At 34.4% G+C, this 26,444-nt stretch carries 33 protein-coding genes; 11 read left to right on the top strand and 22 right to left on the bottom strand.

Annotation, left to right across the window (positions count from 1 at the left end; translation table 11 throughout):
* Window positions 1-9 precede the first annotated feature (9 nt).
* The 3 genes from SMAR_RS06635 to SMAR_RS06625 are packed head-to-tail and all read left to right on the top strand — an operon-like array spanning window position 10 to window position 1,136.
* Window positions 10-348, top strand: coding sequence for a hypothetical protein (locus SMAR_RS06635; protein WP_052833857.1), 339 nt, complete (start codon window positions 10-12; stop codon window positions 346-348).
* Window positions 338-658, top strand: coding sequence for a hypothetical protein (locus tag SMAR_RS06630; RefSeq protein WP_011839555.1), 321 nt, complete (start codon window positions 338-340; stop codon window positions 656-658). Before SMAR_RS06635 ends, SMAR_RS06630 begins: the two co-directional genes overlap by 11 nt.
* Window positions 645-1,136: a signal peptidase I gene (locus SMAR_RS06625; protein WP_011839554.1), complete on the top strand. Its 492-nt coding sequence runs from the start codon at window positions 645-647 to the stop codon at window positions 1,134-1,136. Before SMAR_RS06630 ends, SMAR_RS06625 begins: the two co-directional genes overlap by 14 nt.
* A 7-nt stretch (window positions 1,137-1,143) precedes the next feature.
* Here the strand turns inward: SMAR_RS06625 and SMAR_RS06620 are convergent, their stop codons facing one another.
* The 4 genes from SMAR_RS06620 to thsA form a co-directional block, all read right to left on the bottom strand.
* Window positions 1,144-3,315: a DNA topoisomerase I gene (locus SMAR_RS06620; RefSeq protein WP_011839553.1), complete on the bottom strand. Its 2,172-nt coding sequence runs from the start codon at window positions 3,313-3,315 to the stop codon at window positions 1,144-1,146.
* Window positions 3,316-3,351: 36 nt separating this feature from the next.
* Window positions 3,352-4,452, bottom strand: coding sequence for a site-2 protease family protein (locus SMAR_RS06615; protein WP_148676769.1), 1,101 nt, complete (start codon window positions 4,450-4,452; stop codon window positions 3,352-3,354).
* A complete protein-coding gene (locus tag SMAR_RS06610) occupies window positions 4,409-4,729 on the bottom strand; it encodes a DNA-directed RNA polymerase subunit K (RefSeq protein ID WP_011839587.1) in 321 nt (106 codons plus the stop codon). The genes SMAR_RS06615 and SMAR_RS06610 overlap by 44 nt, the downstream gene beginning before the upstream one ends.
* A gap of 104 nt (window positions 4,730-4,833) precedes the next feature.
* Window positions 4,834-6,486 (bottom strand): thermosome subunit alpha, encoded by a 1,653-nt coding sequence (gene thsA / locus SMAR_RS06605; RefSeq protein WP_011839551.1) that lies wholly within the window; start codon window positions 6,484-6,486, stop codon window positions 4,834-4,836.
* A 163-nt stretch (window positions 6,487-6,649) separates the two neighbouring features.
* On the opposite strand from thsA, the gene SMAR_RS06600 reads away from it, so the two are divergent.
* Window positions 6,650-6,994 carry a hypothetical protein gene (locus tag SMAR_RS06600; RefSeq protein WP_011839550.1) on the top strand — a complete coding sequence of 115 codons (345 nt, stop codon included), beginning with the start codon at window positions 6,650-6,652 and terminating at the stop codon, window positions 6,992-6,994.
* 11 nt (window positions 6,995-7,005) lie between these two features.
* Here SMAR_RS06600 and SMAR_RS06595 read toward each other — a convergent pair whose 3' ends face one another.
* The 4 genes from SMAR_RS06595 to SMAR_RS06580 are packed head-to-tail and all read right to left on the bottom strand — an operon-like array spanning window position 7,006 to window position 8,732.
* Window positions 7,006-7,362: a thioredoxin family protein gene (locus SMAR_RS06595; protein ID WP_011839549.1), complete on the bottom strand. Its 357-nt coding sequence runs from the start codon at window positions 7,360-7,362 to the stop codon at window positions 7,006-7,008.
* On the bottom strand, window positions 7,337-7,552 hold the full coding sequence (locus tag SMAR_RS06590; protein WP_052833855.1) for a hypothetical protein: 216 nt from the start codon (window positions 7,550-7,552) through the stop codon (window positions 7,337-7,339). The genes SMAR_RS06595 and SMAR_RS06590 overlap by 26 nt, the downstream gene beginning before the upstream one ends.
* A gap of 17 nt (window positions 7,553-7,569) precedes the next feature.
* On the bottom strand, window positions 7,570-8,382 hold the full coding sequence (locus SMAR_RS06585) for a hypothetical protein (protein ID WP_011839548.1): 813 nt from the start codon (window positions 8,380-8,382) through the stop codon (window positions 7,570-7,572).
* Window positions 8,383-8,417: 35 nt separating this feature from the next.
* Complete coding sequence (locus SMAR_RS06580; protein WP_011839547.1) at window positions 8,418-8,732, bottom strand: hypothetical protein; 315 nt, start codon at window positions 8,730-8,732, stop codon at window positions 8,418-8,420.
* 135 nt (window positions 8,733-8,867) lie between these two features.
* Here SMAR_RS06580 and SMAR_RS06575 point away from each other — a divergent pair, with 135 nt between their 5' ends.
* Window positions 8,868-9,176, top strand: a complete 309-nt coding sequence (locus SMAR_RS06575; RefSeq protein WP_244372365.1) for a hypothetical protein — start codon at window positions 8,868-8,870, stop codon at window positions 9,174-9,176.
* A gap of 3 nt (window positions 9,177-9,179) precedes the next feature.
* On the opposite strand, the gene SMAR_RS06570 is transcribed toward SMAR_RS06575, so the two are convergent.
* From SMAR_RS06570 to SMAR_RS06545, 6 genes are all read right to left on the bottom strand, one after another.
* Window positions 9,180-10,103 carry a metallophosphoesterase family protein gene (locus SMAR_RS06570; RefSeq protein WP_011839545.1) on the bottom strand — a complete coding sequence of 308 codons (924 nt, stop codon included), beginning with the start codon at window positions 10,101-10,103 and terminating at the stop codon, window positions 9,180-9,182.
* Window positions 10,104-10,123: 20 nt separating this feature from the next.
* The gene (locus SMAR_RS06565; RefSeq protein ID WP_011839544.1) at window positions 10,124-11,068 is read right to left on the bottom strand and encodes a hypothetical protein; all 945 of its coding nucleotides are present in this window, start codon (window positions 11,066-11,068) and stop codon (window positions 10,124-10,126) included.
* A 21-nt stretch (window positions 11,069-11,089) separates the two neighbouring features.
* Window positions 11,090-11,476, bottom strand: a complete 387-nt coding sequence (locus SMAR_RS06560; protein WP_425277378.1) for a hypothetical protein — start codon at window positions 11,474-11,476, stop codon at window positions 11,090-11,092.
* A gap of 277 nt (window positions 11,477-11,753) precedes the next feature.
* The gene (gene gatE, locus SMAR_RS06555; protein WP_011839542.1) at window positions 11,754-13,676 is read right to left on the bottom strand and encodes a Glu-tRNA(Gln) amidotransferase subunit GatE; all 1,923 of its coding nucleotides are present in this window, start codon (window positions 13,674-13,676) and stop codon (window positions 11,754-11,756) included.
* Complete coding sequence (gene gatD, locus SMAR_RS06550; RefSeq protein ID WP_011839541.1) at window positions 13,673-15,022, bottom strand: Glu-tRNA(Gln) amidotransferase subunit GatD; 1,350 nt, start codon at window positions 15,020-15,022, stop codon at window positions 13,673-13,675. Before gatD ends, gatE begins: the two co-directional genes overlap by 4 nt.
* 169 nt (window positions 15,023-15,191) lie before the next feature.
* Entirely contained in the window at window positions 15,192-15,362 is a 171-nt protein-coding gene (locus SMAR_RS06545) for a 30S ribosomal protein S30e (protein WP_011839540.1), read from the bottom strand.
* Between the two features lie 124 nt (window positions 15,363-15,486).
* On the opposite strand from SMAR_RS06545, the gene SMAR_RS06540 reads away from it, so the two are divergent.
* The 5 genes from SMAR_RS06540 to SMAR_RS06520 all read left to right on the top strand — a co-directional run bounded on the left by SMAR_RS06540 (window position 15,487) and on the right by SMAR_RS06520 (window position 20,171).
* Window positions 15,487-16,716, top strand: coding sequence for a hypothetical protein (locus SMAR_RS06540; RefSeq protein ID WP_011839539.1), 1,230 nt, complete (start codon window positions 15,487-15,489; stop codon window positions 16,714-16,716).
* Window positions 16,717-16,736: 20 nt separating this feature from the next.
* Entirely contained in the window at window positions 16,737-17,441 is a 705-nt protein-coding gene (locus SMAR_RS06535; protein ID WP_011839538.1) for a fibrillarin-like rRNA/tRNA 2'-O-methyltransferase, read from the top strand.
* 72 nt (window positions 17,442-17,513) lie between these two features.
* On the top strand, window positions 17,514-18,404 hold the full coding sequence (locus SMAR_RS06530) for a transcriptional regulator (RefSeq protein WP_011839537.1): 891 nt from the start codon (window positions 17,514-17,516) through the stop codon (window positions 18,402-18,404).
* A gap of 14 nt (window positions 18,405-18,418) precedes the next feature.
* Entirely contained in the window at window positions 18,419-18,973 is a 555-nt protein-coding gene (locus tag SMAR_RS06525; protein WP_011839536.1) for an NTPase, read from the top strand.
* A gap of 22 nt (window positions 18,974-18,995) precedes the next feature.
* The gene (locus SMAR_RS06520) at window positions 18,996-20,171 is read left to right on the top strand and encodes a tRNA (guanine(26)-N(2))-dimethyltransferase (protein WP_011839535.1); all 1,176 of its coding nucleotides are present in this window, start codon (window positions 18,996-18,998) and stop codon (window positions 20,169-20,171) included.
* On the opposite strand, the gene SMAR_RS06515 is transcribed toward SMAR_RS06520, so the two are convergent.
* From SMAR_RS06515 to yjjX, 6 genes are all read right to left on the bottom strand, one after another.
* The gene (locus SMAR_RS06515) at window positions 20,158-20,580 is read right to left on the bottom strand and encodes a helix-turn-helix transcriptional regulator (RefSeq protein WP_011839534.1); all 423 of its coding nucleotides are present in this window, start codon (window positions 20,578-20,580) and stop codon (window positions 20,158-20,160) included. The genes SMAR_RS06520 and SMAR_RS06515 overlap by 14 nt on opposite strands.
* Before the next feature lie 151 nt (window positions 20,581-20,731).
* A complete protein-coding gene (locus tag SMAR_RS06510) occupies window positions 20,732-21,616 on the bottom strand; it encodes a transcription initiation factor IIB (protein WP_011839533.1) in 885 nt (294 codons plus the stop codon).
* A gap of 2 nt (window positions 21,617-21,618) precedes the next feature.
* Entirely contained in the window at window positions 21,619-21,960 is a 342-nt protein-coding gene (locus SMAR_RS06505) for an H/ACA ribonucleoprotein complex subunit GAR1 (RefSeq protein ID WP_011839532.1), read from the bottom strand.
* Window positions 21,961-22,124: 164 nt separating this feature from the next.
* On the bottom strand, window positions 22,125-22,412 hold the full coding sequence (locus tag SMAR_RS06500; protein WP_011839531.1) for a signal recognition particle protein Srp19: 288 nt from the start codon (window positions 22,410-22,412) through the stop codon (window positions 22,125-22,127).
* A gap of 68 nt (window positions 22,413-22,480) precedes the next feature.
* A complete protein-coding gene (locus tag SMAR_RS06495) occupies window positions 22,481-22,867 on the bottom strand; it encodes a 30S ribosomal protein S8e (protein WP_011839530.1) in 387 nt (128 codons plus the stop codon).
* 42 nt (window positions 22,868-22,909) lie between these two features.
* On the bottom strand, window positions 22,910-23,488 hold the full coding sequence (gene yjjX / locus SMAR_RS06490) for an inosine/xanthosine triphosphatase (protein WP_011839529.1): 579 nt from the start codon (window positions 23,486-23,488) through the stop codon (window positions 22,910-22,912).
* A gap of 88 nt (window positions 23,489-23,576) precedes the next feature.
* On the opposite strand from yjjX, the gene uppS reads away from it, so the two are divergent.
* A complete protein-coding gene (gene uppS, locus SMAR_RS06485; protein WP_011839528.1) occupies window positions 23,577-24,386 on the top strand; it encodes a polyprenyl diphosphate synthase in 810 nt (269 codons plus the stop codon).
* Here the strand turns inward: uppS and SMAR_RS06480 are convergent.
* Window positions 24,383-25,489, bottom strand: a complete 1,107-nt coding sequence (locus SMAR_RS06480) for a DUF373 family protein (RefSeq protein ID WP_011839527.1) — start codon at window positions 25,487-25,489, stop codon at window positions 24,383-24,385. The two genes, uppS and SMAR_RS06480, sit on opposite strands and share 4 nt — an antisense overlap.
* Window positions 25,470-26,387: a coiled-coil protein gene (locus tag SMAR_RS06475; protein ID WP_011839526.1), complete on the bottom strand. Its 918-nt coding sequence runs from the start codon at window positions 26,385-26,387 to the stop codon at window positions 25,470-25,472. Before SMAR_RS06475 ends, SMAR_RS06480 begins: the two co-directional genes overlap by 20 nt.
* Between the last annotated feature and the right edge of the window lie 57 nt (window positions 26,388-26,444).

Raw genomic sequence — 26,444 nt, 5'->3', positions numbered from 1 at the left:
GTATATAACATGTTCAAAATATATCTTGGCCTAGTGCAAACTGCATTACCTATATCAATAATTGTGTGGAGCTTAACAATTTTGCTAATACATAAGAATATAAAGAAGAAATGGTTATTCCTATTGTTTCCATTAACAATACTAAGCATACCCATATACTATATTTCACTAAGTGTTCTTGATAAATCAATTATTATTCTAAATACTATTATTATCGTTTATTATATGTGGAAAATGTGGAGAAATAAAATTAATATCATAGATATAGAAATAATACCTGTTATTCAAATGATTGAGCTATTGTACTTAACAAATATGTATAGGGGGATATGTATAGTTGCCGCGTAAATCTTCAAAGCAAAATAAACTTGTATGTCCTAGATGTGGTTCCGAAGATGTAGAAATTGTTAAGCAATGGCAACTCGTATCACCATTACCAGACAAATACGGGAGAATAACGATAACAATAATGGGTGTAATGCAGTGTCGACAATGCGGATATAGGTGGAGAGGCGTAATTAGTAAGATTAAAGTTGGTGGTTCCGGAGTAGAAATTGAGGGGAAAAAAGGAAAGAAGATTGTTGGAGAAAAAGAAGAGCCGAGAAGAGTTAAGGAGATAATATTGGATCTAGAGGATCTGGATCTTGAAGAAGAATGAAGAAACCGGTAATGAACATTCTCTAATAAAGAAAAAAAGGATAGATATTATCAAGTATGTTTTATTGATTCTAGTTATTATTCTAGCATTAAATATTAGAACAATACTTTACAACGTAACCGGTTCAACTACACCTATAGCTGTTGTTAAAGGGTATAGCATGTTTCCCATCCTCAGGGAAGGAGATATTGTATTTGCATATAAGCCTGGCCCAAACGAGATCCATGTAGGAGACATTATCATCTATAGAGGTCTAAGTGGAGAACTAATAATACACAGAGTTATTAGAGTAATCATTAACGAGAACAAGTATTATTATGTTACTAAGGGAGATAATAATCAATTTCCTGATTACCCAGAATTCCAAGGCCCCGGAATACCTTATGAACGAGTTGAAGGTGTTGTTTTAGAAGTTGATGGCTCCGTATTTAAGATACAATATCTCGGATACTTGTCAATATGGTTTCATGGTGGATAACCCATAATTATTCGCTAGGAGAATATTTTATTTTCTCAAAGTTCTGAATAACCTCAACGATCCATTTCCCCGTCGACTTTAATTTCTTAATACTTGATAAGTATTTATTCCAATCAACACCTTCTCTTCTTTTCCATTCGTCATATGTTTTAATTACGGTATTTAATGCGCGGTAATGGTATTTGCAGAGATTATTCTTATATGCTTCACGATTACACAGTATACATTTATTTATGGGTGTTATATAGCCTAAGCGATAAGATAATGTTTTTCCGATCTGGTACTTTTTCTTATCAAATGACACAATTAGTTTTATCAATGTATTCTTTGCATCTTTTACTACTTCCTCTCTTCTCTTAACACCTAATCTAATCTTTTCCATTTCCTCCTCAAAATGCCGTGTTAAACTAACACTTGTGATTTCAGGAAAATACTCCATTAGCACCTCTATTATGCCTAAACCTAGATCGGTTGCTTCAACTCTGCCGCCAACGCTTCTTAGATAATATCTACTAAACAGTATCTCTATGATCCTAGCCCTAGTTGCTTCTGTTCCTATGCCTACGTTCTCCATCCATCTAAGAATCTTTATCTTATTTATTTTTTCTGGGGGTTTTGTATAGGTTTTTCTAATTGATGCTTTTACTATCTTAACTTTTTCTCCATATTGGAACTTAGGTAGAAATCTTTCTTCGGGCTTGCTAAATGGATAATAACGTAGCCAACCCAGATCAAGAATTTTTTGTCCACTTGCTTGGAAAACCATACTGGGATCTTTTGGATATTCTAAATAAACAATTCTATGAGAAATCCTCGCTTTTGAAGCAAATGCTGCAAGAAATCTTCTAACAATTAAATCATATATTTTCCACTCATCCTTCCCGAGATCCTTGGGTTTTACACCTGTCGGATAAATTGCTGGATGAGCAGGGTCGTCTTTGGATCCTTGAACAGGTTTTAAAACCCCTTTCGTTTCAACTAGTAGATTAGATACTAGTTCTTTATAGTTATTTATTCTACTAAGCTTATTCATTATTGCCTTATAGTTTAGTGTCGGCGGTAGTTTCTGACTATTTGTTCGGGGATAACTAATTAATGCGTCTAGATATAATTTTTCAGCTATACTCTGCGTCTTATATGGGCTGAATCCATAGATTCTAGCTGCTTCTTCTTGTAAGTCACCCAGATTGAATGCTGGTGGAGGATTTAACGTGTATATTTTTTCCTCGTATTTTTTAACTATAAGATAACCAGTTCTTTTTATTTCATCTATTATTTCTTTAGCATTCTTCTTCGTCTCAACAGATTTACCTTTATACTCTACATGTATCTCATAATTGTTCTTGAATATATTTATTGATAACGAGTACTGAGGCAATGGAATAAATAATCTTCTCTCAATATCTTTTTCTACAACATATCTAAGTGTTGGAGTCTGGACACGGCCTGCACTTAAAATTACTCTTTTACCAGAAGCTATTTTTACTGAGCTCATTAATGCTCTACTAATATTTATGCCCCAAATCCAGTCTAATTCGTGTCTACAAAGTCCTGCCTCGATCATTTCCCAATCTAGACTAGTAAGTTTCCTGAAGGATTCTCTAAGTTCTTCGATTGTTAAACTAGAAAATTTTGCTCTCAAACTTTTTTCTAAATCACCATGAAAATATATTATAAGATAGCCGATCACAGAACCCTCAATATCATAGTCGCATGCATTAACATAGTAATCAGCATTACTGCATAGCTTTGAAAGAACCATTATGAATTTCTCGGTGTGTTTTGCTTTAGGATCGATTTGATATAATGGTTTCCATTCATATTTAAACACAGGATAACCATATTGATCCGTATGTAATCCATAAAGATGCCCAGCAGCACTAGCTACAATGATCGAGCTATGTCTGTTTTTAATCAAATAATATGGTATACCATACATTGATTTTCGTATGGGATTTCTCGAAAGAGCCAATGCTATCTTGTTGGCTGCTTTTGGTTTTTCAGCTATAACAACTATTTTGCCTATAAGATCCCATATGTTATGAGTAATTTGTATCTCTGTTTTTTCTATAGCTTTTTTGGATGAAGTTTTTTCTTTGGTTTTAACAGGTTTTTTCTTTTGTTTTTCACTATATGATAATATATAATCGATTATTGATTTCTTCGCCTTATCTCCCACTAAGATCCCCATGTTAATCTAGTTTCAAATATGGCTCTATGTTGGTAAGGGTAGTGTTAAAACTACTAAGATAATATATGCTAGCAGGATTGAATAGTCTTTATTGTTTGAGAATTGATTAGCTGGTCCTGGATGAGGGTGTCTTCCAAATAATAATTTGAAAATGACAAGTATGATTGATAACGCAATATAGTATTGCCCAGCCATTGTACCAAGTAGTAAGACTCCTGTCACTGCCGTTAAGATTATTATGAAATATCCTATTAGTTCATGAGTATAATCTGTAGTAAAGGAGCGTACTACATGGCCTCCGTCAAGTTGGCCTATGGGTAATAAGTTTAGAAATGTAACAACAAATATAATGAATGATATGAAAGCTAGTGGATGAAGTAAAATAGTGTATCCAGGAGGTATGTTCTTTATTAGCAACAACAATATCATTGTTAAAGGCATAAAACCTATCTCCGATGCCTGCCCAGACTCTACAAGTTCTATTGACTTGCTTATTGGTATTGTTGGAGAAAACATTACACCTATGAATCCAATAATTAATGCAACAATATAGCCGAACAACGGGCCAGAGATCCCAAGCTTTGCTAGATCACGCCGGGTTGGAGGCAGTGATTTCATACTAATAACTGCGCCCAAAGTACCTATGAAACCTAACTGTATAGGCGGAGCCGGTATAAAGTATGGTCCTTCAATGATTACTCCTGATTTCTTAGATGAAAACATATGTCCAAATTCATGGAATCCTAAAGCAAAGAGAAACAAAGCTGTATAGGCGATGCTCCACCCGATAATCACTGATTGATTATTGAGTCCAAGCAATTCATAAAATGATTCAGAGATACCGTATCCTGTCAAGAAAATTGTTGCTATGGTTGTTAATAGAAGAATTACTTGTTTAATCTTTGGATTTCCTTTTCGAATAGGTATTAGCCTCAAGATTGGTGGATCTGTTCTTAGCTGTAAGATCATATAATTATATCTATTGACTATATAACTATATATTTCATTAAATACTTCCTCACTCAATCGATCATTTATCACTATGTCAAAAACTTTTCCTGTTTTCTCAACTGTATAGTCCTTAACTTGTAAGGCTAAGCGTCCAGCTCTTGAGAGTTGTTTCAAGATATCTTCTATTATCGGGGGATAAGGCTTTTGAAACGGGAACAAGTTCGTATTCTCCATTAGGCATCATCCTTTTAATAGTCATAGGCAATAATCCCTTCAATAACTCTAAAATAGCTATAGCTACAGGATCTTTTACAGGTGCTTCATCAGGGTTAATTAGGGGAGGAGCCCCAAGAGATAATTGAAGAGCTCTCGCACCTATAACACGTGCAATCTCAAAACGGGTAAGCCTGTTCTTCCAAGCATTTATTTTCTGATCAAAAATCATTTCCATATACCCTAGACTGTTTTTATTAGATGAATATCTGGAGAAAAACATGTATATAAGGATTTAAAAACATTATTTGTTTGAATTATTTATTAAAAACTCGTTTTATTTTAGAACCCGCCGAATTTTCCTCCTGCTCCTCTTTCTTTCTCCTTCTCTTTTTCTTCCTTCTTTAATGGACTTGCACTTATGATATCGTCTATCTTTAGAATCGTTGTTGCTGCTTCTGTTGCGCTCTTAATAACGTTTGTTTTAACAATTAATGGTTCAACGACATTTATCTTAGTAATGTCCTCGACTACTTTGCCATTGATAACGTCGATGCCAGCATTGATCTTTCCTTCACTATGTAGTTGTCTAAGCTTCATTAATACCTCTAATGGGTCTTGACCAGCTGTTTCAGCTAAGATCATTGGTATCTCTTCAAGTGCGGCTGCGAATGCTTCTATGGCTAATTGTTCTTTACCCCCGATCTTAGCTGCAAATTCCCTTAATCTAAGAGCTAATTCTACTTCGGGGGCTCCTCCACCTGGGAGTATCTTAGGTACTCTCATAACGTTTCTTAGAACATTTAATGCATCTTTAAGGCTTCTTTCAACTTCATCGAGAACCATATCGTTTGCTCCACGTACTAGGATTGTGACTGCTTTGGGGTTCTTGCATCCCTCAACGAATACCATTTTATCGTTTCCTACACGGCGTTCTTCTACTAGTTCAGCATATCCTAGATCCTCGGGTTTTAGATCTCTAATACTGCTTACTATTTTGCCTCCTGTTGCTTTTTCTAGTTTTTCCATGTCTGATCTTTTTACTCTTCTTACTGCTAGTATTCCTTTCTTTGCTAGGAAGTGTTGTGCTACTTCATCAATACCCTTCTGACAAATAACAACATTAGCACCAGTATCAGCAATCTTATCAACCATTTCTTTGAGGAGTTTTGCTTCTTCGTCTAGGAATGCCTTGATTAAATCTGGGCTGGTAATGTTGATCTTTGCTGTTATTTCTGGTTTTTCAACCTCTAATGGTGCGTCTATTAATGCTATTTTGGCGTTTTCAACTCTCCTAGGCATTCCAGGATGAACAACTTCCTTATCAAGAACAATACCATAAACTAGCTGTGTATCAGCTATGCTTCCACCTTTCTTTTTCTCGATTTTTACATCGTCGATTCTAAAATCATATGTTCCATCTGGTCTCCTCTCTGCAACGGTTAATGCTGCATCAATAGCCATATTGGCTAGTTTCTCGCCTATAGCGCCTTTGCCGATGTATTTGCTTGCTATTGCTGTGTCAACGATTTTTCTCAGCAATCCCCTATCCATTGGGTCTACTTTTATAGCTATTTCTTCAAGTATTCTAATTGCTTCCTTCATAGCTTTGGTGTATCCTTCGATAATTATTGTTGGATGAATATTTTGCTCTAGTAATTCTTCTGCTTTCTCTAATAGTGCTCCAGCAAAGACTACTGCTGAGGTTGTGCCGTCACCTACTTCTGCATCTTGAGCCTTTGCAACCTCCACTAATAGTTTTGCGGCAGGATGTTGAACCTCCATTTCTTTTACAATGGTTGCGCCATCATTTGTAACAGTTATATCGCCGAAGCTGTCTACAAGCATTTTATCTAGACCGCGTGGTCCAAGACTTGTTTTTAATACTTCTGCTAGTGCTCGAGCAGCCATTATGTTTGCTCTTAAAGCATCACGTCCAATTGTTCTCTGTGTTCCCTCTTTGAGTATAAGTACAGGTACACTATATAGTGCCATAACCATACACCCCGTGAGAATCCACATGTTTATCTAGAATTCTCTTCCTTTCTGGATTCATTAAACCACTTCTATATAAATGTTTCTCCAAAAATTCGAAGCAAAATAATAAATCTGAAAACAAAATACATATTGAGAGAAATAAGCAGAGGTGTTAAATAATATGCCTTGTGAAACCATAGATGAAATGATAAATAAAATTGTTAGGGTATACTCGAAATATATCGATGACGATTTGGACATATATAGTGGAAATAGGTATTTAACAGTAGTTATTGAAGCACTAATACATGAGACGTTAAAGGGAGAGCTAGACAGAAAAAAACTACAAGAAATAGCTATGAAGCTACGCGATACTATATTGGAGGGGCCTGGAAGCTTAAACCCGTACGTCATGGAGTTGCTAGGTATATTGGAAGAGTCAACAAATGATGAGAATCTGAAAGAAGCTCTCAATCTTGCTAAGCGGTTACTTAAAGAGGATAGATTTGATAAGTTAGAAGTATAAATATAACTGTATCATATTTTAAATGCTATATTGAAGCCATGAAATACCGATCTAATGCTTCTTCTAAGAACGAATAAGTCTAAATCTTCCTTGCCAAAACTACCTTTCTGCTCGAAAATTATTTTACCCTTATAATAGACTCTAATACAGGGTATTTCATTAACACCTTCACTAAGATCAGGGTTTTTACCAACATTAATTCGTAGAAACAATATCCTGGGATCAGCATATCTAGATAATAGTTTCACAACCCTACTAAACTTTTTACTCTCATGAGAATCCAGATTATAATACTCGATTATAACAACATCATTAGACTTAATAGCTCTGAACAGTTCCTCCCTAGAATTGATCTCTATTAGTGACATCTCGAACCTCACCAGAGTCTTTTATTTGATAAACTATGTTAAGAGCCTTATATGCTTCCTTCAATATTGTTAGGAAAAACAAGTTTACAACTTTGTTTTCACTGTTAATAGTTTGATAGAATCCGTTTCCAGCTAGAAACATTATTCTTCTGAGATGTTTAGCTATTCTACCAAGATCGTTAGTCTCCATAAGATTCACCAATAAGATTAAACTGGTATTTTCCTATTTGAAATCTCTTCTTTAATCAATGCTTTATCTTTGGGTTTTAGATATATCTGGTAATAAATTTTTGACGGATCAATTTTTGATTTAGGCGTTTTTATTCCTTCTCTACTTACAAAAACAAACCCATATTCAAGAACTTCTAGTAGCTCAGCAACACTAGCTTCCTTAATAAATTCTCGTAGTTTCTCCTCGAAACTGATTTGTTCACGGATATATGATTCTGTAACAGTATATCCACAAATATAACAAGTATAATCAGGCATTATCGCGTTAAAACCGCATTTAGGACACTTTACAGGAGATGGGCGCCCATATTTTTCCCATACATACTGTAAATAACTAATTAGGTCTTTTCTATTCTTCTTAATAAGTATTCTGTATAGCCTAGAGATTTCGGGTATGATCATTCTTTTTCCATAATAAACTATGAATTCAAGTTGTTCATCGGTGAATTCATTTAGTTCTTCGAGCATTCGAGCAGCTATTATCATATTGATTAATTCTCTATTTCTCGATATCCTCTTTAGTATAGTATCCGTGCTGGGCTTATATGATGTTGACGTTATAACGATATCGAGTATTTCCCTAGTAATTTTCTGTTTTAACTTATCTGGTAATTGTAAAGTATTCATTCCTGTATACTCGCTAATGTCTTGAACAAGTTTTTTAGCTAAACTATCGAGGTCTAAGATTTTTTTCTTTCTACGTTTTTTCTTACGTGGTTTCTCCTTTACGACTGTTTCCTCTCCAGCTTTATTGTTTTTCTTCCTACTTTTTCTTTTAATTAAGACCACCCCTTAGAAATGAGAAAATAAAAGAAAACAATATTTTACAATTCATCTTCATTTTTAAAGTTCATATTTTCTTCGATATAGCGAGAGACTAGATAGCTTACGACTAATTTGCCTATGCCTTTGTTCCTAGATAACCTACGCAGTAGTTTCTCAAATTTTTCGGGATCATATTCTCCCCGTAGGCTTTCCTTAACAAATTTTTCAATAATGTATTCCAGAATAGCTTCGTATTCTGTTGCTATGTCTATTTTGTCTTCATAGTATTGCTCAACTACTTCCTCTATTAGATCACCAAGATACTGTTCTGTTAGGTCAACAAAATATTCGATTAGTGGGGATTCATAATCCAATACTTTATCTCACCACCTTTTCTACCACAAACCAAATACTTTTACTCCCTCTTATAAAACGACAGGTTCATTTACGGCTATATAACTTTTTATCTATAGAAAGAAATATTATGAGTTAATAGGTAATTGTTTATTTTGAGGAGGTTAGTTTCGGTGGAGGGTCTCTCACCAATTTATAAGTGGACTAAGCCTTTAAGTTACGATATGGTTTATAGAGGATTCAATAAAGCAAGAATAGTTGTATTTGCTGAAGCATTAGATGAAAATAATTACAAGGTTGTTGCGAGAGAAAAAGATTTATTGATCTATGGATACGATGAATTATCTAATGAAACATACTATCTCAAGATCAAATTATGGTTTAAAATTAAGAAAGTGGAAAAAGTCCTTAAAAACGGGATATTAACACTTAATGTTAAAGGAAAACGTTTCTGGATCTTCTAGTTGTTAAGATATTATTTTTATATACTGTGTTATATCTGTTAATTCGTCTTCTTTTGAGAAAGCCAAGTATCCTGCAGATGATATGCCATAGTTTGGAATTCTAGAGTCAAATAATGTTATAAGTTTTCCATCATGATCTATTTTATAACCTTCCGCGGGTTCGTGTCCTCGCACTATATATTTTACACCTGCTAATTCTATTGTTGCACTAGTTACTTTCTCATTAAACAACATACCTGCTCCTCTATAAGATGGTGCTGCAAGGTGATATGGATCATCAAATGGATCATTCCATAAGACTTCTTCGAGGACATGATCATCAACTGATGGCAACCCAATACTTAAAGCTTCCTCAAAAGATTTAGCTTTAGCAAAAGATATTGGAGGGCCGCCATGTAGGAAAAGTATTTTGCCGGGAATTCTGGCTCCATAAGGTATTTTCTGGAACAACCTGAAAACTTCTCTATATACTTCCTTTCCTTGTACACCATAAATTTCTATTAATTTATCAGGAAAATCATGTGGGTAAGGAATAATGAGTGGTGCTGCTTCATGGTTTCCTCTTAGTAAAACAATGTTATCCGGGAATAATTTCTTAAGCAATAATATACTAGTTAATACCTCAACTTGTTGAGGCCCTCTATCTACATAGTCTCCGAGAAAAACAACAGTTACTGTGCCATCTTCAATATTTTCTAATATATCCTCTTTAGCTAGAAACTCTATTAATGTCTCGAAATCACCGTGGAGATCTCCTATTGCATAAATTTTTTCATAACTAATTATTTCTACAAATCCTGGAGGCCTAGTCTTTATAGTGTCACTGCTATAGAGTAAATACTTGCTGACATCATGGATCAAGTCTAATAATTTACTCGGACTTTTAACAACCTCATATACGTTTGATATAAATGTATTTAAATCCATTAGGATCCCCGAATAGAGTACTATAGTATTTGTTTTACAACGTATATATCATAAAAAATGTTCGGTACATAATCGAGAACCATTTCATTGTTCCAAATAATGTCTGGATCGATCCATGCATGTAGAATAAGGATGAGGGGTTCATAACTTATCACATTAACTTGATCAACACCTATTAATAGACCTTTATTGAGCATATCGTTCAGCATCGATTCCAAATTTAAAAGGGAACCAGGTGATGTTGCTTGTATTATTGTATATGCTCTGGGATACCTTCTATAAATTATTCTCTTGTATATAATGGTTTTGTAGAGATGTTTATAGTAGTGGTTCCTGAAGATATGTAATGTAAAGTTTTTGGAGAATATCTCCTCGACTAGATTTCTTAGCTTATAGTTCTTCATGGGGGGATTGGATACTAAGTAAAATAATCTGCTAATATAATCGTCTATATCATCGATTTCTGAAACCTCTCGATTATTTGATCTAATTGCATGTGTCAAATTGATTTTTTTATTTATATAATTCTCTCGAGGAATAATTGTTTCCTCAATGGATCCATAAACCTTTACCTTGCATAAACTCAGATCTATATCGAGCATAGATATTGGTTCCGGCTTTTCTGAGCGGCTGCCCTTGTAGGATAAATAATACAATATATATGTTGGGCGCGGTATTGGCGAATAATACATTATGGTTGGTTTAGGTATGTTTTTCTTAAAACATCTAGATAACTTTGTTCTTTGATTAAGAACAACTATGTATATCCATGAATCTAGGATTAGTTTATCTATAAATACATTGTAATATTCAAGTAATACTCCGTTTCTGAAATAGTTTTTTATTTTTCTAGAAAGAGTTGAAGAAGGTAATTGAAGAATCGATGCTATCTCGGCATGTTTTAATCCTTTATTATAGAGATATGCGTATTGCTTAGCATAGCTATCGTCATCTATGTTAAACATATTAGTTTAGCACCTATACTACTACCCAATATTATCCAATACATCTTTTACCTTACGAGCAAGATTATTTGATTTAATTATTCCACTAGCATCAACTTGTTTACCATCTTCGTGTACACGTAAACCCAGAGACTCTAGCTTATCGGCTATGATCTCGGATACTCGAGCTTGTCCAGTCTTAGTACTTACATGTAGTCTATGAGAATCCTTCAAATATTCTAGTCTAATAGTTATTACAGTTTTTTCATCCCTTGATACTGCATGGATTATTTCATAGTTTTTCTCTTCACCCATAAGATCCTTTTCAGAGATGTTTTTTCGAGTTACATAGTATCCTCTATTGATCAGTATTTGCTCTACATCCTTGTACTTTTTCTCTTTTTTCTCAGAGGCTACCAATTTCTTCACCACCCTAATGACTTATATTTTCGGGCTCTGCAGCGGCCAAGGCTCAGCATCATTATAGAAAATATGTTTTTAAGGGATAATAATGTTCAGCACGCTCGTGCATTATTCATCGCCTAATAATAAGGCTCATCTTGGGGATAATCATCATCTAATTATATGGTAATACATTGTTAACGGCTCAGACAAATGCCTTCTAATCACCTAGAATCATTGTCGGGAGTACTCGTCATCGCCGCTATTACTAGTATTTAATAATCATTAATTGGACTATTGTAGTTTATCTGCTAAGCTCTGATAGTTTCTCCTTAACTTTTTCAGCCACAGTTTTACCATCAATTTTTCCTCTAACTATTTTCATAACACTTCCCATAACGATCTTGAATGCTTTATCTGGCTTCTGCATGATCTTATCAATATTCTCCTTTATTACCTTATCAATGATTTCATTAAGCTCTTCCATGCTTAGTTTTTTAAATCCTAGCTTTTCTATCGCTTCATCTATTGTTGTACCAGGGTTTCTGGCAATATAATCTAGAATTTGAGGAATTGCTTCTTTAGCTATTTCTCGATTAGCCACTTTGTCTAGAACTCCTTCAATATCTTCATCAGATATGTTCTCAATAGGTGTTCCTTCGCCTTTAAGCATTTTTAATGTATTAGTTAAGGTTGAAGCAATTAGGGATGCAGGTATTTTATCCTTATATTTTACTACTAATTTCTCAAACAGATCTAACCTGAGATCATTTATTATAGCATATGCTAATTCTCTGCTTAAACCATATTCTTCAATGAATCTTTTCAGCTTAACATCTAGGGGCTCAGGCACAATCTTATCTGCTTCTCTAAGTATTTCCTCCGTTATTTCAACAGGTGGTATATCTGTTTCCGGATACATTCTAGCTGATCCTGGCCTAGGCCTCATATATTTTGTTGTTCCATCTGGATTAGCCGCTCTTGTTTCCTCAGGCACTCCTATAAAGGCTTGTTTAGCTCGGTTAATTACAGCGTTCAATGCTTTATACGCTTTCGATTTTTCATCAGCAACCAAAACAATTGCATCTCTCGATGGAACAGCATTTAGTTTTTTATAAAGCTCTTCAACCTCACTAGACGATATGCCATAGGCTGGTAATTCATCTGTGTGAAATAACCCGCCTACACCACCCCATACTCTAGCATAATCTGCTAGTTCTGTTCCAAATCTGCGTCCTGGTTGTAATTCTTTACCAAGTAATCCCTTAAACCCCGGCAGTATAACTGCGAATACTCCATGATCCTTCCTATTTATAACTCTCCTTATGATCTTGGATTTAGTATTCTTAAAAACATCGGTTACATCAAATATTTTACCACTTATATCGCTTGGAGAAATATTTCTTTTTCTTAACTCATCACGTATTTCTAATAGTTTCTTCTGTCTAAGAGCCTCGTATTCAACAACTCTAGATATTAGGTAGAGGTGTTGTACACCTTTTATTTCTATCTTAGCACCTTCTTTAATTGAAACATTTAAGTCCTGTCTTATTGTTCCAAGACCTCTCTTAGCTTTACCAGTTAAACGTACAAGTTGTCCTATCTTGAAAGCTATTCTTTCAGCTTCTTCTGGATCGTTTATATCGGGTGCTGTAGCTATTTCTATTAGTGGTATTCCAAGCCTGTCAAGTTTGTATTGAACCTTATCTTTCTTCTCACCAATTTTTCTGGCTGCATCTTCCTCTAAGCACAGTGTTTGTATACCTATTTTCTTATCTCTATCCATAATATAACCGTCTAATGCGATTATAGCAGTTCTCTGAAAACCCGAAGTGTTACTTCCATCAATAACTACTTTCCTCATTACATGTACTTCATCAACTACATACATGTTGAGAGCTTTTGCAACAGCTACAGCCGTGATTAATGCTTCCCTATTTATCTCATGGGGAGGCTCCTCATCTGCTTCTACAAGACATGAAGATGAACGAGGAGCGTGATACTCGTATTTTCTACCCTTCTCCCATTCAAGTAATGCTGCAATATCTACTTCTCCCAATTCACTTCTAGCAGGTCTTAGTTCTCTAATGAACACATCCTCAGCTTCTTCTTCGACAAGCTTAGTTGGACAGTTACAGAATAATTTATGTGCTGTATCAAGCTGTATATGGATTTCCAATCCTACTTTTAAGCCGAGCTCGCTATAGTTAAGTTTTTCACTACTCATATAGGCCACCTCGGATAAAGATTTATTGTTAGCCTAGAATTGATCTCTCCCACTATATTCGTGGTCATTAATCTACGTATTTCTTTTAAATCCCTAGTCTTAGAGCCAAGTATCCATGACAACTTAACATAAGCTGTTTCGGGTAACATATCCGAACCAGGTATAACGCCTACACTAAGTAGTTTACGCCCAGTACTATATACATGCATATTAACTCTTCCAAACAAGCATTGACTAGTCATTACAACAGGTATTTCTTCCTCTATTGCTCGCTTAATTGAATCAATTACTCTATTAGATATGTGTCCCAGACCCGAACCCTCAATGATTATTCCATGAAAACCTTTATCAACCAATAAATCAATTATCTCCGGCTGAAATCCTGGATACGCTTTTATCATTACAACTTTATCATCAAACTTATTCTCAAGAATGGGATCCTTATCTTTATCTCTGAACTCAATTATTTTATTAATAATTTTTACTTCGTTCTTATCGGGATATATTATGGCTAATGGATAATCATTTATGGATTGGAAAGCATCACGTCTGCTAGTATGCATTTTCCTCACTTTCACACCTCTATGAGCTAAAGCATATGTATCACTGGTTTCACCATGCATTACAATGACTGATTCAGCAAAGGGTGCTTTAGCTGCTACTAGAAACGCTGCTTTTAAGTTAAAAGCAGAATCTGTACTTGGCCTATCACTGCTTCTCTGAGCACCTACAAAAACTATTGGTACAGGTTTATTCTTTATAGCAAATGCCATTGCTGCCGCTGTATAAGCCATCATATCTGTGCCGTGTGCGATAACTACTCCATCGACACCGTTTATCATTTCATTATATATTTCAGAAGCGATTTTTTCCCAGTGGCTAGGAGTGATGTCTTCTGAGAACACGCTTAGAATTTCTTTTGCATCGATAAACGCAATGTTACTAATCTCAGGAATCCACTCTAATAATTCATCAACACTAAGAGCGGGCTTGACAGCGCCTGTTTCATAATCTACTTTTGAAACAATAGTTCCACCAGTACTCAGTAAAACTATCCTGGGAAGATCTTTTTTCTGCTTCCTGAAAATATGAGTCTTCACTATTCTCTTCTTTCTTTTCTCCAATACCTCAATTTTTTCCTTACCAGAAATTCGTATACCTATATTATAGCCGTTATCAAGTTTTATGATAATGAATGGTTTCTCACCATATAATGCCTCTCTAGGCATGAGTATTCCTTCAAAGATCCTTTTCTCAGTAGAGATCCTTATTCTGTCACCGACTTCTGCACCTATTTCTCTAAGAATTCTAGCAATGTATCCTTTATAACCAAGATACTCATCCATATCCACAATAAAACCCCTCCACCTATATTAAGGGGATAGAAATATTGCAATTAAATATTTAGTTAACAGAAATATGCTAATCTAGTAAAAGAATAGTTTTGTTTCTAAACCATAATGTTGAAGATCAATAAATAATTCTGTGTTGAAACTTATAAAGTTCCAAAAACATTTACCTTCTTCTCCTATAGAAGGATTGTTGTTGAGCGGCTAGAACTATTCTTCTAATATACTCCCATCTATTCCTCATTCTGGGAGGCTTGTTCTTCTTGGGCTTTGGAGGTATTTTTGGTGTTTGACTCCTGACTTTTCCGGCCTTTGTAAGCGATCCGTGGCTTGGCATTTTATATAGTCACCATATAATATTTTTGTCTCAAAAACTAATATACTTAAATAATGCTTTATATTTTAGGGATATTTAAATATTGGTGTTTATGTATGTGATCTATTAGGTATGGTGATAGGTGATGAAGAAAGCATACCTGGCTGAATCGGTTATAGGCGTATATGCATTCAATGATAAAGGAGAAGTAGTTGCTAAATCTCTTGCACCAACAAGTTTAGATGATAATGTTGAGTATTTGTTAAAAATTGAGAGAGGAGAAGAAACGCCTCAGCTAAAAGAGGTTTTATTAAAACTTAAAGAAGATGGTTTCGACACAGTTGTTGTTGAAACAACTGAGACAGGAAAACATGTCGCATCATTAGGGCTGGAACCACTGGTTGAGATAGGGCATTTAGGTGCACAAGTACTGAGAGAAAAAATAGTTGATTATGCTATAGAAACTGGTTTTGCAAAGGATAAAGAAGAATTCTATACTAAACTACATGATATAATGCTTGAACTTACACGTAGAAAGCTAAGGAGAGCTGCACAGAAAAGAGACTTGTTAGCTGTACAAGCTATTAGAGCAATAGACGATATTGATAAAACAATCAACCTATATGTCGCACGTTTAAGAGAATGGTATAGTTTACACTTCCCAGAACTAGATGAACTAGTTAGAGAACATTCTGACTATGCTAGAATAGTTTATGAACTAGGCCATAGAGACAACATAACAGTAGAAAACCTAAAGAAGCTTGGATTTAGTGAGGAAAAAGCTAAGAAGATAGCTGAAGTAGCAAAGAAAAGTATGGGTGCTGATCTAAGCGATTTCGATATAGAATATATAAAGACACTTGCAGGAATAATTTTAGACCTCTATAAACTAAGAGAAACCCTTGAAGGATACATTGAAGCGATCATGAAGGAGGTAGCACCAAACATAACGGCGCTAGTAGGGCCAAAACTAGGAGCTAGACTACTAAGCCTAGCTGGAGGATTAGAGAACCTAGCTAAACTACCGGCAAGCACGATACAGGTATTAGGAGCAGAGAAAGCATTGTTCAGAGCACTAAGAACCGGCGGTAAACCGCCAAAACATGGAGTAATCTTCCAGTTCCCAGCAATACATCGTAGCCCGAGATGGCAGAGAGGAAAAATTGCTCGTGCACTAGCGGCAAAACTAGCAATAGCTGCTAAAGTAGACTATTTCACAGGAAGATTTATCGGGGATAAACTAAAAGAAGAACTTGATAAGAGAATAGAGGAGATTAAGAAACTATATGCAAAGCCTCCGGCAAGGAAGAAAGAGGAGAAGCCTCGTCCTAGAAGAAGAGGTAAAGGACGTAGAAGGAAAGGTAGGAGAAGATAAGTTTTAGGAGGTGAAAATGTATGTCTCAAGTAGTAAATATTAAGCCTCACGAGAAATACTATGGAGTATACATTGTTGAATTAGAGGATGGAAGCGTTAAGCTTGCAACCAAAAACTTGGTCCCAGGACATAGAGTTTATGGGGAAAGACTCTATAGATGGGGTGGAGAAGAATATCGTGAATGGAATCTTTACAGAAGCAAATTAGCAGGGGCACTTGCCAACGGATTAGCTGAACAACCAATCCGTGAAGGACATTCAATTCTCTACCTAGGTGTGGCGACAGGAACAACTGCAAGCCATATCTCAGATATTGTAGGTCCAACCGGTAGAATATTTAGTGTAGAGTTTGCACCTCGTGTTATGAGAGAATTTGTCCTAGTTGCAGATATTCGTAAAAACTTATATCCCATACTAGGCGACGCTAGAAAACCAAAGGAATACAGACACCTAGTAGAAATGGTTGATGGAATATATGCAGATATTGCACAACCAGAACAAGCCGCTATAGTAGCTGATAATGCCGACTACTTCCTTAAAGATAACGGGTACTTATTGTTGGCTATAAAAGCTAGAAGCATAGATGTAACGAAAGAACCTAGCGAGATATATAGGAGAGAAATAAACACCTTAAAAGAACGCGGATTCGAAATAATAGACGTAGTTCACCTGGAACCATATGATAAAGACCATGCAATGGTATATGCAAGATATAAGCGGAAATAAAACTATTAAATGGTTTTAAATACTTTTTTAAATAGAGAATCCTGCCTTGTATTTAAAAGGGGATCTGTAAATATGCAGAAGAAAGTGCTTGAAGAAATTCTTGATAATATTTTGAGGAATTTGAAGAAAGCCGGTTTCGTAGTTGAAAATATAAATTATCCGGAAAATAAGCGATCAATAGATGTTATAGGTTTATACAATAACTCCCGCATCATGATCAAAGTAACCGTTGATGCAACACACATATCCGATATAGAAGTGAGTGATTTAAAAAAAGCATCACAAGCATACAATGCATCCTCAATAGTAGTTTCTAGAAAATATAGAAAGAAGGAAATGGATCCAGAAGTAGTATATAAGAGAAAAGGTATAAATGTTGTCAACGAGGAATTACTGGAAAAATACGTTATCAAAAACGAAAAACCACTAGTATATGAGGCTCAAGGAAACTATTTGGTAAGAATAAACCCGGAGAAATTCCGGGAAAAACGAATAGAACTAGGCCTAAGCTTAGGCGAGCTAGCCGATAAAATAGGTGTAACACGTAAAGCCATCTATAATTACGAACATGGTAAAATAGGTGTAACAATAAATACCGCTATAAAAATAGCTGAAATTATGGGAATAGATGTTTTCAAGCCCGTTGACCTGTTCAAACCCGAGAAGATAGAGGTTAAAGAAGAATTTTCTCCTAGAAATAAAATAGAAGAACTACTATATAGAGCATGTAGTCTTAGAGGATTAAAACTGTACAAGCTATTGAGAACACCCATCGATTATGTATTAAAAGGAGCCAGAAACCCAATATCCATAATTAACTATAGGAAAGACCCTGAAAAAATAAGAGTAAAAGTTGAAGAAGCCACAAGAATAGCTAGGATAACTGGATCGAAAGAAATAATTATTCGCAACATAGACGATGTAAAGGAAATAAAGAAATATCTAGAAGAAACCCTATTTTAACGGGATAGATTATTATGAAAAATTATATTATAACAGGTAGGCCTGGCATAGGCAAATCCACGCTTTTTAACAATATAATTAATACTCTTAGAAAGTCAGGTATAATTGTTGGAGGAATAAAAAGTCCCGAAGTCAGGGACTCTAAGGGTTTTAGAATAGGTTTTAAAATAATTGATTTAATGAGCAATGAGGAAGGATGGTTAGCTAAAAGAAATTATTACTCGACAATTAAAGTAGGTAAATATGGAATAGTATTGGATGAATCCAGTCGAATCATAAGAGAAGCACTTAGAAAAGCATTGGAAAAAGCAGACGTTATTGGAATAGATGAAATAGGACCAATGGAGCTTAAAATACATGTTTTCAGAACTATGCTTGAACAAGTTCTCAACTCTGATAAGCCAAAAATATTAGTTATACATTATAGACTACGTGACCCTTCAATTCTTGACAAGATCTATAGGGTAGAAAATGAAAAATATGTTTTAACAGAACATAACAGGGATTTATTAAATAAAGTGCTTCCTCAGAAAATTGTCATGGAAATCAAACAAATTATTAAAAAATAAATAATTCTGTGCGGTGTAAATATTGAGCTTAGATATCTTTTCTTGGGAAGAAATAATATTTGAAGGAGCCGTAAAAATAGTTATTCCAAATAGAGAACTGTTTAAAAGGCCTGATGGCACATATGAGCCTGCTTGGTCACCTGTTTTCTATAATCCAATAATGCGTGTTAATAGAGACATAGCTTCTCTTGTAACTTTCTCCTATTTTAAAGGAAAAGAATATTATTTTGTAGAACCTCTCGGTGGAACCGGTGTAAGAGGATTAAGATTAGCTTTAGAAACTAATGGTACAGGTATAATCAATGATGTAGATCCTATATCCTACTACTATATTAGGCGAAATATAATCTTGAATAAAGTTATGGATAAAGTCTTTCCTTGTTTACATGAAGCTAATGCCTTACTTAACAGTTTAACTTTTTCAGGGTTATCCATAGATTATATAGATATAGATCCTTACGGATCTCCCATACCATTTATTGATTCCGCAGTTAAACCTTTGGGAAAGAAATCTCTTTTAGGCATTACCGCTACTGATACAGGTCCGCTTAATTGTAGTCATAAAAACAAAGCTTTAAGAAGATATGGTATTAGATGCATAAAAACAGATTTCTCACGTGAATTAGGGCTTAGAATATTATTATATAATATAGTATTTAGAGCGGCAAGCCTCGATGTAGCATTATATCCGTTGATAAGCTATAGTCATAAACACTATTATAGAGCGATTTTTCAAGCAGAGAGAACAGGTAGAAAATCATATGAAATAATAGATAAGTGTAGAGGCTATCTATGGTATTGTAGATCAACGTTAGAGAGAGGCTTCACAAAAGAACCTATTGACAATATAATATGCTCTAACAATGAGAAACCAGAAATTATCGGTCCTTTATGGATATGTGAATTAGGCAACAAAATATTTCTTCAAAAAATGATCTCTAATATAAATAACATGTCATTTCTAAGTAAAGAAACTATAGAGTTATTAAACAAAATAGAACCAGACATTACAATAAATAAACCATATATACGATATGATAAACTATTCGGCTTGCATAAGAAAAATCAGCCTCCAATTAATGATTTTATAGAAAAGATCCGTGAATTAGGATACCTAGCTTATAGAACACATTTCGATCCAAGAGGGATAAGGACGAATGCAGATATAAGAGACCTACACAGACTTATTTCTTCCTAGCCCTACGTTTAGCTATCTCCTTCTCTAACCATTCAGTTAACCAGTCACATATTACTGGATCATAGTATCCTCCTTCATAACACTTATCTATGTAAGGACATGAAAGACATGGTATATCTAGAAACTTTCTAATATCGAGAAGCGGTTTCTCAATAATCTTCTCCTTTTTCTCTTCAAATTCCTCAATAGGTTTAGGTATAGCTATAATTCGGAAAGTCTTTCTACCATTATGAACTATTGGTATTCTCTCAACAAATCCTAGTTCTTCGAGCTTTTTCAATGAACGAGAAGCGTCTCTACTAGTTATACCTAGTTCTTTCCATAAAACATTTTGTGGTATGCCTTTTTTACCAAACTTTAATGCATACTTGTATATCTTCTTATCTAGCTCGCTTAGTCTTCGCGGCATATTGATTTATCCTCCTTGATCAGCTCTTACCAGCGATGATAGTTCGATCTGGATATAGCATTATTTTTTACCATTAATGATTTAAGCAGTATACATTATATTTTTTGTCTTTACATTGTTTAGTAGAAATGGGAAGTATATGGGAAAAAATCTATATACTTATAGTTATATCAAAGGATCTAACTATATCACTATATCTATTCCTAATAGTAACATCTGTTACATTTACTGTTTTGGCAACATCTATTTGTGTTCTTTTTTCGTTAAGGAGAATTGATGCAATATATACTGCAGCAGTCGCTAGCCCGACCGAGCTTTTTCCATTGTTTAATCCAGCTTTTTTGGATAATTGTATAATGTAATTAGCAAGATACTGGACTCGTTCCGATAATGATAATCTATTAACTATATAGGGGACATAGTTTTCTGGTTCATCTTTCTTTATCATTTTGTTAATGTCTTTAACATTATCATGTATCTTTTTTTCAGCACGCCATAAATCTTTTAGAGTGATCCCTAGCTCTTTAGCAAACATCTTAGCTGATTTAGGTATTCCATGAACTTTATAAGCTATATAAAGAGAGGCTATTGCTAATAGCTTCAATGTCTTATCTTTATAGTTTTTACCCTCAACAGATTTCTGTAGGATCAAGCCTGCAGTTTCTGAAACATATTTAGGTGGATTAAGTATTCTAATATAATTGTTTAGGTGACGGAGAGCTTTTTCAACTATCTTATTCCTTTTCTCTACTCTGATTTTCTTCTGGAGCCTGCTCATATTTAACCATTTACCTGCGTATCTAGCTTTGAATTCTGTACTACCTATTCCAGAGTCATGAACTCTAAAAGTATATGAACCACTTGTTCTAGCATTTTCAAAATTATCAATGTATCTATGCTCGAAACCATGATCTATTAGATGATCTTCTATTACAGCACCGCATCGTGTACAAACATATTCATTTGTTTCATAATCAAAAATAACCGAGTGGCTTCCACAATATGGGCAAACTAGTTGATTATGTTCATACTTCAATATTAAACCCCTCTACGAGCTCCTCTACCCCTCCCCCTCCTACTAGATTTTCCGCCCCGTTTTTTCTTACCCTTACCCCTTGTTTGTCTAGAAGATCTCTTCCTTTCTTTAACATAATAGTACGTAATACCTAAATCTATGAAATCGAGTATTTCCTTACTTTCGGGTTTTACAACAACATGTGGTTGATCAACTCTTCCAATAACATCAACAATACGTCCTATTCTTCTAAGAGAGCTATCATAAACTAGTGCACCAACTAATCTACGTGGGTCTTTCACATAGCTTTTCACTATTAACAAATTATCCTTTGTCTTAGTAACTATTTCTCCAAGCTTTTTCATAATTTCACCATTTAAAAGTATGGGGGAGGGGTATTACCATTTTTATCTACTTTCTTTAAAAGTATAGTTAAACTTAAGGGCTCATGGTATAAGCTGGTATAGTTTTAATAGTATTATTGTAAAATTTCATTGATTATTTAAATAAAATGGTATTACTATAATTATTACTTTCTTAGATCTTTGATCTTTTGTGCAATAAGTTTTAGAGTATTCAGTTTAGAACCAACCTTATCAACAACTATACGTCCCTTTATCCACCAATGTTTTGGATACGCTGATTCTTCGTATTTAGGGTTTAAGCCGAGTTCCTCTGCTGCTTCAATTATTTCCTCTATTCTAGGTTTAGGTATTGCTATATTTCTAGGAATTCTACGCCCTCGACTACGAGGTATGCTTGAATCTATGTATTGAGGATATATCACTATTTTTTTCCCTTTATAATCTCGGCTCAAAAGATCACCAGTCTTATTAATAATCGCCTATAGGCCAGGGTTTTTCTCAATATTACCATAAATTATCATTATTTCTCTAATAGTATACCATTTAATACTCCATCTTGTCCCGGTCTAGACGTTATCTTTACTAGTCCTAACTCTGTCCTTACAATTGTTCCTTTAGTAATATAGTTTCCTCTAGCATATTGTGGATTAGATGGAGTTTCTACAACTTCTAATATTCTTGTTTTCGTTACTTTTCCTTCATTCGGAACAGCAACATTTACATATACAGCTCTCTTTAATCTGATCTTAAGATTTCCTCCACGAACCCTTATTATTTTTTGTGCTTCCTTAACTGAGAATCTCGTCATGGTAGGCGGTCTTCCAAGTTCATGTTTTCTTTTCTTTCTATGCCTTGTTTTCTTTCCGCCGGTAGGTTTTCTTAAATCATTACCTTGATACCAAGCCACAACTTGTCACCACATATGGGCTTCTCTATTAGCTATGGATATTTATGGATTAATATTTGCTTTTTTTAAAGTTTCCCATAAGTACTCAATTGGTTTTAGCCCATAATTAAGGTCTTTGTTGATCCAGGGAAGTATTGCATTCAATACTGCTTCAAATGATAAGTCCCCTCTAGTTATGAATCCGTTGGAAAGATACCCTATTGCACCTATTGTTTCACTTATTTCCTTAACACCTGTAATCCTTCGCATTACGTTTTTTAACTCCATACGTTTTAGAATTTGATCCGAGATGTTCTCGGGTAAGGAAAAGAATCCACTAGTTCCAAGACTATAGTGCTTACCATCAACTACGACAGCTACTTGGCCCGATAACATGTAATCTCCAAGTCTTATTACTCCTGCTTCAATACCTACTCCGTATCCATCATTAATATACTGATAAGCTCTCCAAGCCCTAATCATGGCTCCTAGTAAGATTTCATTAAAACCTATAGGTTGAGGAAAAGGTGTGTTAACATCTATCGAGACTATATTGTCATAATCTATTCCTAGAAGAGCTAGAGCCTTACGTGCTCCGTTTATTTTTGCTTTATTCCTAGATCCAATCACTGCTTTCATCATAATAAACACCCATCTTTACAACATTTATAAATCTATTAAGATATGTAAGTATTGAAAAAGATAAAATTACATTAGCAAAGTGGTTCTTATGGATAGAATGAGAATAAATAAAGGCTTATTTAGTGTTAGCAAATTTTTAATGAGACCTATTTACAAAATATATGAGAAAATGCTTTGGCTCCAAATAAAAAACGGACCTTTCCCTGTCCATATAGGCATAATACCTGATGGAAATAGGAGATGGGCTAAAAGATCAGGTTTTGATCCTAAACAAGGACATGAATATGGATATCAGAGAATAAAAGAAGTTTTAAAATGGATATGGGAATTAAACATACGATACGTGACAGTTTATGCTATGTCAAGTGAGAACTGCCTATATAGACCATTAGATGAAAGAGAACACTTGTTTAACATAGTTAAGAAAGGACTACAAGAACTAATGAATATGCCTGATATACACGAGAAAAAAATTCAGGTCAAGGTTTTCGGTAGACTCGAACTAGTTCCTAAGGATATAGTTGAACTTGCCAAGAAAATAGAGGAACAAACTAAGGATTATAGAGAATATAGATTAAATATTGCACTATGTTATGGTGGGAGACAAGAAATCCTTGATGCTGTGAGAAAAATAGTAAAAGATGCACAATCCGGAAAAATAAACCCTGAAAGTATCAATGAGGAAACCTTTTCGAGATATTTATATACGAACGGGTGCCCCGATCCCGACCTCATAATTAGGACAAGCGGAGAAGTCAGAATAAGCAACTTCCTATTATGGCAATCTGCTTATAGTGAATTATATTTCTGTGAGGCATACTGGCCGGAATTTAGAAAAATTGATTTTTGGAGAGCTATTAGAAGCTATCAGCGTAGAGAAAGAAGGTACGGCCGCTAATATTGTTGTTCTAATTCATGTTTTGATAACAGATCAAATATTATGAAGAAAATAGCTACACCAATAGATACTAGAACTATTAAAATCAATTGCATTTTAAGAAAACTATTATTCAATAACATAATAACCTGTGACATCGACATATTTTTTCCAAGAGATCTCAGTTGGTTGAGAAAACTGTTTAAAAATACAATGAATAATATAATGGGTATTAGCAACGCAGATTCTTTCCACATGGTTTGTGCTTCTTTTTCGGTTAATTTATGAAATATTCTTCCACCAAATAATAAGAGAACACCTATCATTAATGGAAGTAGTATAGCGTCGAGAACAACAACTAGTGCATCTATTACAAATCCTGTTGTCATTACTATAATGATGGGAACAATGAATACATATAAGAAAAAGCCTGCGGAGATCATATATAGTAATCCTATAATTGGTGATTTTCTCCAGGAACTTATTATAGAATCTATTATTCCGAAGCCTCTGATAAAGAAATATGATCCGGTGAGGAGAAGTATAGCGTCAAGTATATATTTTGATAATCCAATAATTGATAATACAACAATTGAGATCATCAATAATCCTGGAATACCCAAAAATATTCTTGCATAAGGTTGTTCGCTTAGGGCTTTTTTAATGTATCGTCCTATTAAAATATATGTTTCTTCAATTCCTCTAGATTGTTCAACAATAACTCTTTCAACACCTATTATTGGAGCAATAGTTGATATTATCGGAAGAATTTTTTCATCACTTGCTCCATCACTAACAAAGTATATATGGGTAAAACCTATTTGTTTTTTAAGTGCAGATAGCTGGTTACTAATCAACATAAATGCTTTAACAGTATCACGTTTATCGCCTGAAACAACAGCTATTTCAGCGTCATAACCTTCTCTTACTAGTTTTCTATATATTGATAAACCAGAAAAAATCGCGTTAACGTCGGAGTCTTGAGGCTTTATGGTAGCAAAACGAATTACACTATCTAATACTTTCTCGTATCCGACTATTGGAGATGATAAACCAGCGTCTCCTATATCATTATCTATATCAATGACGAGTACTAGTATTTTCTTATTCTTCGAAGAACTCATCTGTATCACTATATAATACCTTAAGCTCCTCCAGCGTTAATCTTTTCTCTCCTTTCTTAAGTTTTTCCATAACTTTTTTACGCTTTTCCATCAATAACGCTTTGATCTTTCTATGCTCGATTTCCTTTACTGTTTTTTGATATTCTTCTCTTAGATTGTTTAATTTCTCTATTAGTTCATTTATTTGTTTAGATAAACTATTTACTCTTTCCTGTCTCTTGGCGATCTCCTCATTAATATCTTCTACTTGTTTATTAAGCTCTTCTATTTGTTGCCTTAAAGAACGTATTTTCTCATCTAAAGTACTTATATTTTCACTGATATTATTGATTTTATCTTTGAGCTCGTTTATTTGAAGTTTTAAACTAGTTATCATTGCACGAATTTCTAAATATTCGTTTTTTTCTTTTTTAATTTGAAGAGCTTTATCCAGTAGTTCTTCGAGTCTCTGAATCTTTTTAATTATTTGATTTTCCTCTTCTACGCTTAGAATCCTAGTTTGCTGAATCCACTCAAGTCTTTCTATCTCCTTTCTAATAACTGATATTGGCAGTCTTACTTCTTTGCCAAGGATCTGTAGTTGTTCTCTTTTTTCTCTTAGAAGGTTTATTAATTCCTTAAATTGTTGGATCTTTTCTCGCTTCTCGGATCTGTATTTGCGTATTTCGTCGATAAGCTTTTTCTTTTTATCATTGTATTCTCTGAGAGTAGCTCTAAGCTCTTTTAGTCTATCTATTAATTTTCTTCTATGAGTTCTTAGATCTTTTAGCTCAGAAATTAATATTATTCTTTCTTTCTTTAACTCTCTTATCTGGTTTCTGACTAAGCTGATTTCATTACTGATCATATCTAATTTTTTCTGTGGATCCTCAACTGAACTATTTATGCTAGCATCCATATTATTACCCTTCTACAGCTTAAGGTTGAATTTGTATTATTCTATTCCTAGATAATT

The organism is Staphylothermus marinus F1 (assembly GCF_000015945.1).
Taxonomy (GTDB): Archaea; Thermoproteota; Thermoprotei_A; order Sulfolobales; family Desulfurococcaceae; genus Staphylothermus; species Staphylothermus marinus.
Note: the sequence above shows the minus strand (reverse complement) of the source record. Positions and strands in the feature narration are given on the sequence as shown.